Source organism: Actinocorallia aurea, assembly GCF_054783995.1.
Map to the genome: position 1 here is coordinate 211,028 of NZ_BAAGPQ010000012.1, position 14,325 is coordinate 225,352.

Annotated in this window: 15 protein-coding genes; 9 read left to right on the plus strand and 6 right to left on the minus strand. The window is 73.5% G+C overall.

Features of this window, described 5'->3' with window-relative positions; all coding sequences use genetic code 11:
• Positions 1–4: 4 nt before the first annotated feature.
• Positions 5–1,564 carry an N-acyl-D-amino-acid deacylase family protein gene (locus ACYVOM_RS13455; protein ID WP_460303655.1) on the plus strand — a complete coding sequence of 520 codons (1,560 nt, stop codon included), beginning with the start codon at positions 5–7 and terminating at the stop codon, positions 1,562–1,564.
• 233 nt (positions 1,565–1,797) lie between these two features.
• Positions 1,798–2,604: an acyl-CoA thioesterase gene (locus ACYVOM_RS13460; RefSeq protein ID WP_460303656.1), complete on the plus strand. Its 807-nt coding sequence runs from the start codon at positions 1,798–1,800 to the stop codon at positions 2,602–2,604.
• 14 nt (positions 2,605–2,618) lie between these two features.
• On the opposite strand, the gene ACYVOM_RS13465 is transcribed toward ACYVOM_RS13460, so the two are convergent.
• Both ACYVOM_RS13465 and ACYVOM_RS13470 read right to left on the minus strand, forming a co-directional pair.
• Positions 2,619–3,263, minus strand: coding sequence for a response regulator (locus tag ACYVOM_RS13465; RefSeq protein WP_460303657.1), 645 nt, complete (start codon positions 3,261–3,263; stop codon positions 2,619–2,621).
• Positions 3,241–4,491: a sensor histidine kinase gene (locus ACYVOM_RS13470; protein WP_460303658.1), complete on the minus strand. Its 1,251-nt coding sequence runs from the start codon at positions 4,489–4,491 to the stop codon at positions 3,241–3,243. Before ACYVOM_RS13470 ends, ACYVOM_RS13465 begins: the two co-directional genes overlap by 23 nt.
• Before the next feature lie 197 nt (positions 4,492–4,688).
• Here ACYVOM_RS13470 and ACYVOM_RS13475 point away from each other — a divergent pair, with 197 nt between their 5' ends.
• Complete coding sequence (locus tag ACYVOM_RS13475; protein ID WP_460303659.1) at positions 4,689–5,690, plus strand: fatty acid desaturase family protein; 1,002 nt, start codon at positions 4,689–4,691, stop codon at positions 5,688–5,690.
• Positions 5,691–6,050: 360 nt separating this feature from the next.
• Here the strand turns inward: ACYVOM_RS13475 and ACYVOM_RS13480 are convergent, their stop codons facing one another.
• Positions 6,051–6,497, minus strand: coding sequence for a TetR family transcriptional regulator (locus ACYVOM_RS13480; RefSeq protein ID WP_460303660.1), 447 nt, complete (start codon positions 6,495–6,497; stop codon positions 6,051–6,053).
• A gap of 97 nt (positions 6,498–6,594) precedes the next feature.
• On the minus strand, positions 6,595–7,848 hold the full coding sequence (locus ACYVOM_RS13485) for a D-arabinono-1,4-lactone oxidase (RefSeq protein ID WP_460303661.1): 1,254 nt from the start codon (positions 7,846–7,848) through the stop codon (positions 6,595–6,597).
• 80 nt (positions 7,849–7,928) lie between these two features.
• Here ACYVOM_RS13485 and ACYVOM_RS13490 point away from each other — a divergent pair, with 80 nt between their 5' ends.
• A complete protein-coding gene (locus ACYVOM_RS13490) occupies positions 7,929–9,143 on the plus strand; it encodes a sulfite oxidase (protein ID WP_460303662.1) in 1,215 nt (404 codons plus the stop codon).
• A gap of 37 nt (positions 9,144–9,180) precedes the next feature.
• On the opposite strand, the gene ACYVOM_RS13495 is transcribed toward ACYVOM_RS13490, so the two are convergent.
• Positions 9,181–9,417, minus strand: coding sequence for a hypothetical protein (locus ACYVOM_RS13495; RefSeq protein ID WP_460303663.1), 237 nt, complete (start codon positions 9,415–9,417; stop codon positions 9,181–9,183).
• A gap of 175 nt (positions 9,418–9,592) precedes the next feature.
• Between ACYVOM_RS13495 and ACYVOM_RS13500 the strand changes: the two genes are divergently transcribed.
• The 5 genes from ACYVOM_RS13500 to ACYVOM_RS13520 all read left to right on the plus strand — a co-directional run bounded on the left by ACYVOM_RS13500 (position 9,593) and on the right by ACYVOM_RS13520 (position 13,358).
• Complete coding sequence (locus tag ACYVOM_RS13500) at positions 9,593–9,940, plus strand: DUF488 domain-containing protein (RefSeq protein WP_460303664.1); 348 nt, start codon at positions 9,593–9,595, stop codon at positions 9,938–9,940.
• Between the two features lie 91 nt (positions 9,941–10,031).
• Positions 10,032–10,892, plus strand: a complete 861-nt coding sequence (locus ACYVOM_RS13505) for an SIS domain-containing protein (protein WP_460303665.1) — start codon at positions 10,032–10,034, stop codon at positions 10,890–10,892.
• Positions 10,889–11,758, plus strand: coding sequence for a 1-phosphofructokinase family hexose kinase (locus ACYVOM_RS13510; protein ID WP_460303666.1), 870 nt, complete (start codon positions 10,889–10,891; stop codon positions 11,756–11,758). Before ACYVOM_RS13505 ends, ACYVOM_RS13510 begins: the two co-directional genes overlap by 4 nt.
• The gene (locus ACYVOM_RS13515; RefSeq protein ID WP_460303667.1) at positions 11,755–12,537 is read left to right on the plus strand and encodes a class II fructose-bisphosphate aldolase; all 783 of its coding nucleotides are present in this window, start codon (positions 11,755–11,757) and stop codon (positions 12,535–12,537) included. The genes ACYVOM_RS13510 and ACYVOM_RS13515 overlap by 4 nt, the downstream gene beginning before the upstream one ends.
• Positions 12,538–12,596: 59 nt before the next feature.
• Positions 12,597–13,358 carry a DeoR/GlpR family DNA-binding transcription regulator gene (locus ACYVOM_RS13520; protein WP_460303668.1) on the plus strand — a complete coding sequence of 254 codons (762 nt, stop codon included), beginning with the start codon at positions 12,597–12,599 and terminating at the stop codon, positions 13,356–13,358.
• A gap of 138 nt (positions 13,359–13,496) precedes the next feature.
• Here the strand turns inward: ACYVOM_RS13520 and ACYVOM_RS13525 are convergent, their stop codons facing one another.
• A complete protein-coding gene (locus tag ACYVOM_RS13525) occupies positions 13,497–14,216 on the minus strand; it encodes a GDSL-type esterase/lipase family protein (protein WP_460304361.1) in 720 nt (239 codons plus the stop codon).
• Positions 14,217–14,325: the final 109 nt, after the last annotated feature.

Below are 14,325 nucleotides of genomic sequence, written 5' to 3' on the forward strand. Positions count from 1 at the left end.
CCCCATGCGCTTCGATCTCCTTGTCCGCGGCGGCATCGTCCTCGACGGAACGGGCGGCGCCGCGCGCCGCGCCGACGTGGGCGTCGCCGGCGAGACCATCGTGTTCGTCGGCGAGACGCCGTCGGACGCCACCGCGGAACGCGAACTCGACGCCCGGGGCAGGGTCGTCACGCCCGGGTTCATCGACCTGCACTCGCACGCCGACTTCACCCTCGGGTTCTTCCCTGCCGCGCCCGGAGCCCTGCACCAGGGCGTCACGACCCTCGTCACCGGGAACTGCGGGCAGTCGCCGTTCCCGTCGGGGCACCGGACCGGGACCGACACCGTGCCCACCGGGGTCGGATACCCGGACTTCGCCTCGTACGCCGAGCACATCGCAGGCGCGGAACCGGCGGTCAACCTTGCCGCCCTCGTCGGGCACGGGTCGCTGCGCGCGACGGTCATCGGGTCCGCGCAGCGGGTGGCGACGGGGGAGGAGATCACCGCGATGCGCGGGCTCCTCGCCGAGGCCGCCGGACAGGGCGTTTTCGGGCTCTCGACCGGGCTGATCTACGCGCCCGGCTCCTACGCAGACGCCGACGAGGTCGTCGCGCTCGCGGAGGTGGCCCGCGAACACGGCCTGCTGTACGCCACGCACATGCGCGACGAGGGAGACGGTCTCCTCGACTCCATAGGAGAGGCGCTCGACACGGCCCGGCGCAGCGGCGTCCGCCTCCAGATCTCCCACCTGAAGGCGGTCGGGCCCGCCAACCACGGGAAGGTAGGGCGAGCGCTGGAGCTGATCGAGCAGGCCCGAGCCGAAGGCGTCGACGTGGCTACCGACGTCTACCCCTACACGGCGTCCTCGACCCGGCTGACCGCCCGGCTGCCCATCTGGGCGATGGACGGCGGCCCTGACGCGCTGCTGGAACGCCTCGCCGACCCCGAAACCCGCGAGCGCATCGCCGCCGACGTGCGCGCCCGCTTCGGCCGCACCCTCCTGCCCGAGGGCATCGTCATCGCCGCGCTCCCCGAAGGGCCCTACAGCGACCGGACGAGCGCGTCGATCGCGGAGATCGCGGCGGCCGAGGGCGTCGACCCGGCCGAGGCGATGCTGCGCGTCCTGGCCGCGCACCAGGCCCTCGTGTTCATCGTCGACCACTCGATGCACGAGGACGACGTCACCCTCGCCCTCGGCCACCCGGGAAGCGCGGTGGCGAGCGACGGCTGGGACCTCGACACCGTCGCGGGCGGCCACCCCCACCCGCGGCACTACGGCACGTTCGCCCGCGCGCTGGCCCACTACAGCCGAGAGCGCTCGGTCTTCGGGCTCGCCGAGGCGGTCCGGAAGATGACGTCGCTGCCCGCGGCCCGCCTCGGCCTCACCGACCGGGGCCGGGTCGCGGAGTGGCTGGCCGCCGACCTCGTCGTCTTCGACCCGGCCGCCGTCACCGACCGCGCGACCTACGCGGCCCCCCTCGCCTACGCCGAGGGCATCGACCACGTGGTGGTCAACGGCAGCCCCGCCTTCGTGGACGGCGTCCCGACCGGCGTCCGCGCCGGCCGGGTCCTGCGCCGCACTTGACCGAACCCCGGACCGCCGTCCACCGCGGGCCCCCGATCCTGTCGGAGGCCCGCGGTACCTTCCGGGTGAGCCTCGGGATCCTCACCGGCGCATCGGCGCGGCGGTCGGCGGGCCGTTCGTCGAGGGGCGCGGTGAGCGGGCTGCGGGAGGGCCGCGGAGGGGGCGGCGCGCGGCCTGTGCTACTGCTTAGGCGCGCGAGTGGCCGGTGATCGGCTCGGAGGAGAGGGGTTCGGGTGGCGGCGGAGGGGATGGGCTTCGAGGAGACCCTGCGGTTGGAGCGGCTGGAGGCCGACCTGTTCCGGGGGCGGTGCCACCAGGGGTCGCCGCAGCGGGCGTTCGGCGGGCAGGTGGCCGCGCAGGCGCTGGTCGCGGCGGGTGGGACGGTGCCCGAAGGCAGGCTCGTGCACTCGCTGCACGGGTACTTCATCCGCGGTGGGCGCAGCGACCAGCCGATCGTCTACAGCGTCGACAGGGTCCGCGACGGCAGGGCCTTCACCACGCGGCGGGTGGTCGCCGTCCAGGACGGCGAGGCGATCTTCGGTCTGTCCGCCTCCTTCCACGGCGACGAGCCGGGCCCGGCCCACCAGCAGCCCATGCCGGAGACGGTGCCGCCGGAGGAGGCCGAGCCGGCGCCCTCCCGGTGGAGCGCCTACGCGGGCTCCCTGGAGATCCGCTTCAACGACGTGTCCTCCTCGGCCGACGAGCCGCGCCGCCAGATCTGGGTCCGCTCCCGACACCCCCTCGGCGACGACCACCTCCGCAACGTCTGCGCCCTCACCTACACCTCCGACATCGGCCTCGCGGGCACCGCCTTCCTGGGCCGCCTCGACCCGTTGGCCCCCTTCCAGCTGTCCTCCCTCGACCACGCCGTCTGGTTCCACCGCCCGTTCTCCCTCGACGACTGGCTCCTGTTCGACACCCGCAGCCCCAGCTACGCCGCCACCCGGGGCCTCGCACACGGCACCTTCTACACCCGCGCCGGCGACCTCGTCGCCTCCGTCACCCAGGAAGTCCTCATCCGCCCCCTGACCCGCGGCTGAACCCCCGCCGAGCCTCAGCCCGCGATGCCGTTCTCATAGGCGAAGACGACGGCCTGGGTGCGGTCGCGGAGGTGGAGTTTGGTGAGGATGTGGCCCACGTGGGTCTTGACGGTCTGCTCGGCGAGGAAGAGCTCACCGGCGATCTCGGTGTTGGACAGCCCCCGGGCGATGAGGCGGAGGACGTCGAGTTCGCGGGGGGTGAGACCGTCTGCGGCGTTGGTCCTGGGGCGTTCGTGGCGGCGGCGCCGCGCGAAGTCCCGGATGAGGCGGCGGGTCACCGACGGGGCGAGGAGGGCGTCGCCGGACGCCACGATCTTCACGGCGTGGATCAGGTCGTGCGCGGGGGCGTCCTTCAGCAGGAAGCCGGACGCGCCCGCGCCCAGGGCCTCGTAGACGTACTCATCGAGGTCGAACGTGGTGAGGATGAGGACGTGCGGCCCCGTCTCGGAGGCGATCAGCGCGGTGGCGGCCAGCCCGTCCATGCGGGGCATCCGGATGTCCATCACCACGACGTCGGGCGCGAGTTCGGCGGAGAGCTCGACGGCCTCCTGGCCGTCGCCCGCCTGCGCGACGATGGTGATCTCGGGATCGGAGTCCAGCAGCGCGGCGAGACCGTCCCTGATCATCACCTGGTCGTCAGCGATCACCACCCGGATCATGTCGGCCATCGTAGGGGAGTTCGGCGGCCACCGCCCAACCGCCCTCGGGCCGGGGGCCGGTCGCGAGCGAGCCGGCGAGCATGGCGACGCGTTCGCGCATGCCGAGCAGGCCATGTCCTCCGTTCGCGGGCTGCGGTTCTACCTTGGCGCCGTCGTCGCGGATCTCGAGGCGCAGTTCGTGCTCGCCGTAGTGGACCTCGACCTCGACCGTGGATCCCGGCGCGTACCGTGCGGCGTTGCTCAGCGCCTCCTGGACGATCCGGTACGCCGACAGGTCGACGGCGTCGGGCAGGGTCCGGCGTGATCCGGTGACCGTGAGCGTGACGGCCAGCCCCTCGTGCGCGTCGAGCAGCTCGGGGATCCGGTCCGCGCCCGGCTGCGGGGCCCGTTCTGCGGCCTCCGATCCGGCGCGGAGCAGGCCGACCACCCTCCGGGTCTCCGTCAGCGCGCTGCGCGCCTCGTCCCGCAGCAGCGCGAACGTCTCGCGGGCGGGCTCCGGCAGGTCGTGGATCTTGTACGGCGCGGCCTCGGCCTGGAGCGCGATCACCGACATGTGGTGGGCGACGACGTCGTGCAGCTCCCGCGCGATCCGGGAGCGCTCCTCCAGGACCGCGTTCAGCGCCTGGTCGCGCCGGTGCCGCTCGTCCTGGAGCGCCAGCCGCATCTCGGCGAGGTACCGGCCGCCCACGGCGTCGCCGAACGCCAGCGCGAGCAGCACGATGCCGGCGAGGATCAGCCCGAACCAGGACTCCAGCCGGCCGACCCAGAGCGGCACGGCCACGATCACGAAGACGGTGACGAGCCCCGCGCCCAGCGGCTTGGGCCGGTCCGAGCCCGCGCCCACCGCGAACAGCACCGCGACGAGCGCCAGCAGCGACGTCACCGGCCACGGCATGAACGTGGCGGTGCCGCCCACGGCGGTGCCGCACAGCATCCCGACCATGGCGGCCCGCCACGCGGGCACCGGCCAGCGCGGCGCGGCCAGCACCGGCAGGCACTGCAGCACGCCGAGCGGCCAGGCGAGGTCGGCGGTGACGCTGTGCAGCCCGGCGTAGAGGGCGATCGACCCGCCGGTCAGCCCGATGGCGAGCGGGACGACGGCGAGGACGATCGCCAGCCGGGGACGCGCCCGCTCCGGCCAGAAGGTGAGGCGGTCGGGCTCGGACGGGGCGCGCAGCACGGCGACGACCGCGTCCAGGGGATGGCCCAACGCATGGTGCACGCTCATGCCCCAGAGCGTAGTGAGGCTTGAAGGCCGCTGTCGTGCCCCTTCGGGGTGACCTGTCCCATCCGCCCATTACAGGGCGGGGTTCTCGGGCGATAGAGACCTGGGAGCCAGGAGGGGGGTGGCTCGGGTGGGGGATCCGGGATCGGCGCGGCGCTGCCTAGCGTCAGGACCGACGCACCGACGACCCGGGAGAGACCTTGACCGAGACCCTCGTAGCACCGCGGACCGGCAGCGACTTCACTCCGCTGGCCCGTCAGGTCAGGGCCAGCGGGCTCATGGAGCGCCGCACCGCCTACTACGGCCGCTCGATCGCCTTCACGACGCTCGCGACCATCGCGGTCTGGGCCGCCGCGGGGGCCGTCGGGGGCTGGTGGGCGCTGCCGCTGGCGGTGCCCGCCGCGCTGCTCTCGGCCAGGATGGGCTTCCTCGGGCACGACGCGGGCCACAAGCAGATCGCCGCCACGGCCCAGGGCAACCGGCGGCTCGGGCTGTTCCTCGGCAACCTCATGCTCGGTCTCAGCCACGGCTGGTGGAACCACAAGCACAACGCCCACCACGCCCACCCCAACCACGTCGGCAAGGACCCGGACATCGGCGCGGGCGCCCTCGTCTTCACCAAGGAGGACGCCGTCGGCAGGACCAGCGGCCTCATCGGCTGGCTGACCCGCAACCAGGCGGTGCTGTTCTTCCCGCTCACGACGCTGGAGGGGATCGCCCTTCAGGTGTCGAGCGTCCAGACGCTGAAGGAGCGGCCCGCCGGCGAGCGCCGCACCGAGGGGCTCCTGCTGGCTGCGCACCACGTCCTGTACTTCGGCGCCGCGTTCCTGCTGCTGCCCGTGCCCGTCGCGCTGGCCTTCATGGCACTGCACCAGGCGCTGTTCGGCCTGCACCTGGGCGCCGCGTTCGCGCCGAACCACAAGGGCATGCCGATGCCCGGCCCGGACGACGACTGGGACCACCTGCGCAAGCAGGTCCTCACCTCGCGCAACATCCGCGGCGGGGCCGTCACCGACTGGATGCTCGGCGGCCTCAACTACCAGATCGAGCACCACCTGTTCCCGGCCCTGCCCCGCCCCGCGCTGCACAAGGCCCAGCCCCTGGTCCGCGCCCACTGTGAGTCCCTCGGCCTCCCCTACACCGAGACCTCCCTCCTCACGTCGTACGCGATCGCCCTCCGCCACCTGGACTCGCTCGCCTGACCACCGCCGCCACCTCCCCGCCTCACCGCCCCCGGCCGTGGGGCGGTTCGCGCGTCCCCGGTCCCCCGTGATCGTCCAGTCGCGGACCAGCGCGCTCTCCAGCGGGCAAATGATCGTCGCCGCGAGGAGCTACGCGGCCATCTGTCGGCCTCGGCGGTGCGAGCCGGCCAGGTGAGGGCGGCGCTCGTCAGTGCGGCGCCGCCCGCGTCGGCGAGGTCTACCGGGACCTGCACCGCCATCCTGAGCTGTGGTGCACACCGGCATCGCGGTGACCGGCGTCGCGGGGCCGCCGGACTCGACAGGTTGAATGGAAACCACGAGTTTCGAGGCTGCCGTTGGGGAGGGGGAGCCGGGGCGGGCTCAGGCCGCGAGGCGCGGGACGTGGCCGTCGAGGGCGAGGTCGCGGCGCGGTGCGATGAGCCCCTCGCGGATCCGGCGGGGGACCTCAGGGTCGTCGCCGACGGCGGCCGCGAGTACCGCGGTGATCTCGTTGATCCCCTCGGTGGCGTAGGCGATCCCCAGGTCGAAGACGACGCGCAGCTCGGCCCGGGTGTCGCCGAGGTCGGGCACCGGGTGGACGGCCCCGCGGGCGACGACGACGTCCGCGGCGATCGCCGCCTTGTGCGCCCGCCAGCGGTAGATCGTCTTCTTGGCGACGCCGGCCCGCGCGGCCAGGGCGTCGATGGTCATGTCGAGGTAGCCGACCTCGGCGAGCAGCGCGGCCGCGGCCTCCATGACCGGCTCGCGGAACTGCTCGTCGCGCGGCGTCCGCGCCGCCTCCGCCACGTCGGCGTGCGGTGGGCCCACGGCCCCGACCGGGCGACCTGCACCGAGGCGGACGAGAAGAAGGGGCCGGGTCGCGGAATGCCCGCTCCCGCATCCTTCCGGAGTCGGCTCGCGGGCGTCACGGGGCGGGGAAGAGGTGTTCGAGGTAGGCGTTGGTGAACTTCGCCGTGGGGTCGAGGCGGTGGCGGAGGGCGGCGAAATCGGGGGCGCGGTGGTAGGCGGAGACGATGGCGGTGGGGGAGGCGGTGGTCAGTTTGCCCCAGTGGGGGCGGGCGGCCCTGGGCATGAGCAGGTCGTCGAGGAGGGCGATCACGGGGAGGACGGCTTCCGCGTTCCTGATCCAGGTGAAGTGCAGGGCGACGCTGTCCCTGCCGGAGGAGGGGCTCAGCCACAGGTCGTCGGCCCGGACGGTGCGGATCTCGGAGATGTGCAGCACCGGGGCGATCCGGTCGGCGAGCGTCCGGACCGCGGTGATGGCCTCGGCCGCCGCCGTGCGGGGCAGGAGCCACTCCGACTGGAGTTCGTCGCCGGCGCTCGGCGTGGTGTCGGGGCGGAAGTGCGGAAGCCGCTGGTGCCAGGGGCCGGACGCCCCGAGTTGCGCGGTGCTGTTGCCCGCGGGCATCCCGGGGACCGGGTGCAGCTCGGTGTCGGCGGGACGGCCGCCGTCCCACGCGGGGACGCCGTCGTCGGTGCGGCGCTTCAGCCAGATCCGCGCCTCGGAGGTCCGCCAGTCGGTGAACGCGCTCACGCTGTAGGCGGCGCCGAAGACCTCGTCGAAACCCGCGGTGAGCTCGTCGAGGCCGACGCCCACCCGGACGTGCTGCGCGACGTCGAAGGACGGCTCGACGTCCAGGCTCAGGTGGGTGACGACCCCGAGGGCGCCGAGCGCGACGACCGCACCGGGGAAGACGTCGGGGTCGTCCGCGCGGCTGATCTCGACGACGTCGCCCTCCGGCCCGATGAGCCGGATCGCCGAGACGGCCGCCGCCAGGCAGGCGAGCGCGGTGCCGGAGCCGTGGGTGCCGGTGGCGACCGATCCGGCGACGGAGATGTGCGGCAGTGAGGCGAGGTTCGCCAGGGCCAGGCCCTCCCGGTGCAGCGCGGCGGCGACCTCGGCGTAGCGCAGGCCCGCGGCGACGGTCGCGGTGCCGCGCCCGGGGTCGGTCTCGACGGTCGGGGGCAGCCCGTCGAGCCGCACCAGGTCGCCGTCGGTGTCGGCGACGGCGCTGAAGGAGTGCCCGCTGCCCAACGCGCGGATCCGCCGGCTTCCCGCGACGGTCCGGCGCAGCTCGTCGAGCGTTTCCGGCCGGTGTACGGCGGTCGCGCCGAAGGTGACGTTGCCTGCCCAGTTGGTCAGGGGTGCGGGTGCCATCCCCCGATGCTACGAGGAGCAAATCAATTTAATCGACCGTATTGGTTGACATTGCCCGCGCGGGTGATCAGGATCGCGGCATGGATCTGACCGATGAGCGCGTGTACGAGCGGGTACGGGCCGGGCAGTTCGCCGAGCTGTCGCGGCGCGGGATGCTGACGGGGACGGTAGCGGCGGCGGGGCTGGCGGCGGTCGGCGGCACGGCCACGGCGGCGCGGGCCGCCGGGCCGATCGTGAAGCCGCTGCCGCCCGAGTGGTTCACGGTGTTCGGCACCAACGCCGAGATGAGATGGGACGCGGTCCGCGGCCTCGGCTTCCTCACCCCGAACGAGCGCTTCTTCGTCCGCAACCACGTCTCGACCCCGACCATCGACGCCGCGGCGTGGCGGCTGCGGATCTGGGGCAGCGGCGTCCGCAAGCCGCTGGAGCTGAGCCTGGCCGACCTGCGAGCGCTCAAGGGCGAGACCGTCGTCTCCTCGATCGAGTGCACCGGCAACGGCCGCAGCTTCTTCACCTCCCAGCAGGGCCAGACCGTCTCCGGCACTGGGTGGAAGCTCGGCGCGGTCGGCGTGGCGCGCTGGCGCGGTGTCCGGCTGTCGACGCTCCTGCGGCGGGCCGGGCTCACCCACGACGCCGTCGACGTGCTCCCCTCCGGCCTCGACCCCGACTACCTCGACAAGGGCGTGAACCTCGGCAAGGTCCGCCGTCCGCTCTCGGTGGAGAAGGCGCTGAAAGACGTCCTCGTCGCCTACGAGATGAACGGGGAGCCGCTGCCGCCCGACCACGGGTTCCCGGTGCGGCTCGTGGTGCCCGGCTGGGTCGGCATCGCGTCGATCAAGTGGCTCGGCGACATCCAGGTCGCGAACGAGCCGCTGTTCTCGCCCTGGAACACCACCTTCTACCGGATGTTCGGCGAGTCCTACCCGCCCGAGGGCGGCGCCCCGCTCACCGTCATGAACGTCAAGAGCGCGTTCGAACTCCCCTGGAACGCCACCCTGACCGCGGGCGGCACCGAGGTCCTGCACGGCCGCTCCTGGTCCGGCGCGGGCCGCATCAGCCGCGTCGAGATCAGCACCGACGGCCTCACCTGGCACGACGCCGACCTCGAAAGGTCCCACAGTGCCACCGCCTGGCAGCGCTGGCGCTTCCGCTGGCGCGAGCCCGCCCCCGGCGCCTACACCCTCCGCGCCCGAGCCACCGACGAACACGGCACGGTCCAGCCCGCCACCGCCCCCCACAACACCCTCGGCTACCAGTTCGGCGCCGTGGTGGCCCACCCCGTCACCGTCACCTGACCGCCCGGCCCGCGAACGCGGGCGGCGCCGGCCGCCGTCAGTGCCCGGAGGCCATGGCGACGGCGACGAAGAAGACGGCGAGACCGACGACGATCTCCCAGAACGCGGGGTAGCCGTTCTCCTGCCAGCTCCGGTGACGGTCGTCAGACCACTCCGCGCGCCTCCGCGCGGAGTCTTGGCGGGAGGAGTAGCTCCGCTGCCACTGGTAGTAGTCGTTGCTTCGCTGCTGGGCGCGGTAGTGGTCGTCGTGCATCGGCCCTGCCCTTCTCGTCACTGCGTCCAGCATGACCCGTTGAGTGAGCGTTCGACAGCGGATGGTGCTCGGGTGAGGGGAATCAGGCGGCCGGGTAAGGGCGGCGCAGGGTCGACGAGTCGTCCGCGCTCCAGAGCGTGTTCCCCGGCCCGTCGGGGGAGACCCGGGGGAAGGGCGGGACTTTCCTGGAGGAGCGATGGCCGAGATCGGGATGCGCCGGGTCTATGAGGATCTGAGCGGAGCGCAAGGCACCCGTGTCCTGGTGGACCGGCTCTGGCCGCGGGGGATCGCCAAGGCGGACGCCCCCTGGGACGAGTGGCTCAAGGAGATCGCACCGTCCAACGACCTCCGGCGCTGGTACGGCCACGCTCCGGAACGCGAAGCCGAGTTCGAACGCCGCTACCGGGCCGAACTGGACAGCCCGCAGTGGGCGGACGCGGTGGCCCGGTTGCGGGAGCTCGCGGACGCAGGACCTGTGGTGCTGCTGACGTCCACGAAGGAGATCGAGCGCAGTCACCTGCCCGTGCTGGCGGGCCTTCTCTAGCGTCCAGCCCAGGAACTCCACGACCGCTCGATGGTCGATTCTGCTCGGTTGTGCTACAAAGTGAGCAGTTTCGAGCAGGGAGGTAGGGGTCGTGGTGTTCCACGTGGAGGGCGAGATCGCGTCGCAGCCGGAGTGCTGGCGGCGGGTGAGCGGGTCGGCGGCGGCGGGGTTGCCCCGGGCAGGGGAGCGGGTCGCCGTCGTGGGGTGCGGGACGTCGTGGTTCGTCGCGCAGGCGTACGCGTCGCTGCGGGAGGCGGCCGGGCAGGGGGAGACGGACGCGTTCGCGGCGTCGGAGCTCCCGGTCGGGCGGCGGTACGACAGGGTCGTCGCGCTGACCCGCTCCGGGACGACGACCGAGGTCCTCGACGTGCTCGCCCGCGTCGGCGCGCCGAGCGTCGCGGTGACCGCCGACCCGCGCGCGCCGATCATGGAGGCTGCCGACGAGGTCGTCGTGCTCGACTTCGCCGACGAGAAGTCCGTCGTGCAGACGCGCTTCGCCACGACGGCGCTCGCGCTGTTCCGCGCGAGCCTGGGCGAGGATCTGACCGCGGCGATCGCCGACGCCGAGGAGGCGCTGGCCGCCGACGTGCCCGCGCTGGACCGGACCCAGTTCACCTTCCTCGGCCAGGGCTGGACGAACGGGCTGGCCGCCGAGGCGGCGCTGAAGATGCGCGAGGCCTCGCTGAGCTGGACCGAGGCCTACCCGGCGGCCGAGTTCCGGCACGGGCCGATCGCGATCACCGACGAACGCTCGGCCGTGTGGTCGCTGGGGCCCGCGCCGGAAGGGCTGCGCGCGCAGGTGGAGGCGACCGGCGGCCTGTGGATCGAGCACGACCGCGACCCGATGGCCGACCTCGTCCTGGTGCACCGCCTCGCGGTGGCGCTGGCGGGCGCGCGCGGCCTCGACCCGGACGCGCCCCGGCACCTGACGCGCTCGGTGATCCTGCGGTGATCCTGACCGTCACGCTCAACGCGGCCCTCGACGTCACCTATCCGGTCGACCACCTGGTGCCGGGGGCCGTGCACCGGGTGGGGCCGCCGGAGCGGCGCGCGGGCGGCAAGGGCGTCAACGTCGCGCGCGTGCTCGCGGCGCTGGGCGAGGAGGTTCTCGCGACGGGGTTCGCGGGCGGGCCGACGGGCGCGGCGTTCCTCGCCGACCTGCCGGTTCCTTCCGCTTTCGTCCCGATCGAGGGGGAGACGCGACGCACGGTCACGGTCCTGGACGATGCGGGGGCCACCCTCCTCAACGAGCCGGGCCCGCACGTCGCCGAGGACGAGTGGCAGGCCTTCCTCGCGCGCTTCCGCACGCTGCGCGCGGAGGTCGTCGTCCTGTCCGGCTCGCTTCCGCCCGGCGTCCCGGCCGACGCCTACGCCAGTCTGACCGAGACGGCCCGTGCCCCGGTCATCCTCGACGCCGACGGCCCGGCGCTGCTGCACGGTCTCGCCGCGGGCCCCGCCCTGGTGAAGCCGAACGCGGACGAGCTGCGCGCGACCGGCCGCACCCCGGCGGAACTCCGCGGGCTCGGCGCACGGGCGGTCGCGGTGTCCGACGGACCGCGCGGCCTCGCCCTGCACCTGGCCGACGGCGGCTGGCGGGCCGCCCCGCCCGAGATCCGCGGCAACCCCACCGGGGCGGGCGACGCCGCCGTCGCCGCCTTCGCCCGCGGCCTGCGCCGCGGCACCCCCTGGCCCGCGCTCGTCGCCGACGCCGTGGCCCTGTCGGCGGCGGCGGTGGCTGCGCCCTGCGCGGGCGACTTCGACCCCGACGTGTACGCCGGCGCCGACATCAGACCCGTCAGGCTGGGAGAGAACCCGTGATCGCTGCGTTCAACGCCATCCAGATCGAGCACGCGCAGGCCATCGTCGAGGGCGCCGAGGCGGCCGGACGGCCCGTGGTGCTCCAGCTCAGCGAGAACGCCGTCAAGTACCACGGCGCGCTCGCCCCCCTCGGCCGCGCGCTGCTGGCCATCGCGGACGCCGCCCGCGTGGACGTCACCGTCCATCTCGACCACGCGACGGACGAGGCACTGGTCCGCGAGGCCGTGACGCTCGGGTTCGGCTCGGTGATGTACGACGCCTCGGCGCTGCCCCATGCCGAGAACGTCGCGCGCACCGCCGCCGTGGTGGCCGAGTGCCATCGGGCGGGTGTGCGGGTGGAGGCGGAGCTGGGCGAGGTCGGCGGCAAGGACGGGGTGCACGCCCCCGGCGTCCGGACGGATCCGGCGGAGGCCGCCGAGTACGTCTCCGCCACCGGGGTGGACGCCCTGGCCGTCGCGGTGGGCTCCTCGCACGCGATGCTCACCCGGGACGCGCGGCTCGACTTCGGCCTCATCGCGGCGTTGAAGGAGGCGGTCCCGGTACCGCTGGTCCTGCACGGCTCGTCCGGGGTGCCGGACGCGGACCTCGCCGAGGCGGTCCGCCGCGGCATGCACAAGATCAACATCGCCACGCAGTTGAACAAGGTGTTCACCGCGGCGGTCCGCGACCGGCTTCAGGCGGCGCCCGAGCTGGTCGACACCCGCAAGTACCTCGGCGCGGGCCGTGCTGCCGTCGCCGCGGAGGTCACCCGGCTGATGCATGTCCTGGAGGGCCGTTGACGCCGATGCGCGCATAAAGCGCCACCATTCGCTCAGTCACCCTGCTCTATAGTGAGCGAATGCGTCAGGAACGGCTCGCCTCCATCCTCGACCGGCTCGCCGCGCAGGGCTCGGTGACCGTCGCCGCGCTCTGCGCGGAGCTGGGCGCCTCGCCTGCGTCGATCCGGCGCGATCTGCAGACCCTTGAGGAGCAGCAGCTCCTCAAGCGCACCCACGGGGGTGCTGTAGCCGCCGGGGTCACCTACGAGCTGCCGATCCGGTACCGGGGGGGCCGCCATCAGGAGGCGAAGGCGAGGATCGCCGCGGCGGCCCTCGCGCTGATCACCGACGAGGTGCACACCATCGGCCTCAACGGCGGCACCACGACCACCGAACTCGCCCGCCGCCTCGCCGCCCTCGGCCGCCCCCTGACGGTCGTCACCAACGCCCTCAACATCGCCGCCGACCTCGCCGTGCGCCCCTCGATCGAGCTCGTGGTGACGGGCGGCAGGGCACGCCCCGAGTCCTACGAGCTCGTCGGCCCGATCGCCGACCGCGCCCTGTCCGGCCTCAGCCTCGACGTCGCCTTCCTCGGCGTCGACGGCGTCGACGCCTCCGCCGGCGTCTCCACCCACGACGACGTCGAGGCCCAGACCGACCACCACCTCATCGCCGCAGCCCGCCACGTCGTGGTCCTCGCCGACGGCTCCAAGGTGGGCGCCCGGGCCTTCTCCCGCATAGCCCCCACCTCCTCCCTCCACACCCTCATCACCGACCCCACCGCGCCCCCCGCCGACCTCGACCGCCTCCGCACCGCCGGCCTCACCGTCACCCTCGCCTGACCTCCGCCCTGCGGCTGAGTGCGGTGACGAACTCGGTGCGGTCGCCCATCTGCCGGGGGGATCACGCTGATCCGGCGGCCCCGGCCATCGCGGCGGCCTGCGACGCCGCCTCCGCCAGCGGCGCGGACGGGCGGGAGGTCACGAAAGTGCGCGTTTGGCCTCTGGGGGGAGGTCGGGGACGTGCGGGAACGGGCGCGGGTAGGGGGCGCCGATGGCGAAGCGCAGCGCGAGGACGTCGGCGAAGGCGGCGGCGATGCGGAGCTCGCCGCGGGGATTGGGGTGGGTGCCGTCCCAGGTGTGCGCCGAGGCGACGAACTCGGTGGCGGTCGGCGCGATCACCACGGGGGAGTCCGGCGTCGACAGGTCTTCGGCGAGCAGGACCAGCCGCCGGTTGAACTCCGAGACCCGCGCGTTGAAGACCGGGTCCTCACGGGCCCGCTGCGTGTCCAGGACGGTCCCGAGCACGAGCCGCAGCCCGGGGGAGCCCCGGCGGGCGGCGGCGACGAACGACCGGACGTTCGCCTCGTTCTCCTCCGCGGGCAGCCCGTACCAGAACAGGTCATTGATGCCGAGCAGCACGAGCAGCAGATCGGGCCGATGCGCCCCCGCCTTGTCCTCGATCACATCCTTCTCGGCAAGGTAGGGACGCCCCCACTCGGCATTGTGGTCGGTGTCGAACTCCGGATCGAGGTACGTGAGGTCTCCGTCGCCGACCTCGACCGTGGTGATGGCGTCGAGATCGTCCCGCGGCCCCACGAAGTCGAGCTCCACCCCCGCCTCCTTCAGGTGCTTCCACAACCGATACCGCCACGTCCAGTCCCCACTGCTCCCATGACTGATCGAATCCCCCACGATCATGACCTTGAGCACCGGCCCCTCCCCTCTCCTCGCACACCGTAATCGGCCGCATCCGTGGCGCGATATGACCTGCGGGGTAAGCCCCGCGGAACCCGACCCGCGCCCGGGT

What these genes read in the sequence shown, in the direction of transcription:
- ACYVOM_RS13455 (WP_460303655.1), top strand. Translation starts at nt 5, where the DNA reads ATGCGCTTCGATCTCCTTGTCCGCGGCGGCATCGTCCTCGACGGAACG.
- ACYVOM_RS13465 (WP_460303657.1), bottom strand. Translation starts at nt 3,263, where the DNA reads ATGATCCGGGTGGTGATCGCTGACGACCAGGTGATGATCAGGGACGGT.
- ACYVOM_RS13470 (WP_460303658.1), bottom strand. Translation starts at nt 4,491, where the DNA reads ATGAGCGTGCACCATGCGTTGGGCCATCCCCTGGACGCGGTCGTCGCC.
- ACYVOM_RS13485 (WP_460303661.1), bottom strand. Translation starts at nt 7,848, where the DNA reads ATGGCACCCGCACCCCTGACCAACTGGGCAGGCAACGTCACCTTCGGC.
- ACYVOM_RS13490 (WP_460303662.1), top strand. Translation starts at nt 7,929, where the DNA reads ATGGATCTGACCGATGAGCGCGTGTACGAGCGGGTACGGGCCGGGCAG.
- ACYVOM_RS13500 (WP_460303664.1), top strand. Translation starts at nt 9,593, where the DNA reads ATGGCCGAGATCGGGATGCGCCGGGTCTATGAGGATCTGAGCGGAGCG.
- ACYVOM_RS13520 (WP_460303668.1), top strand. Translation starts at nt 12,597, where the DNA reads ATGCGTCAGGAACGGCTCGCCTCCATCCTCGACCGGCTCGCCGCGCAG.
- ACYVOM_RS13525 (WP_460304361.1), bottom strand. Translation starts at nt 14,216, where the DNA reads ATGATCGTGGGGGATTCGATCAGTCATGGGAGCAGTGGGGACTGGACG.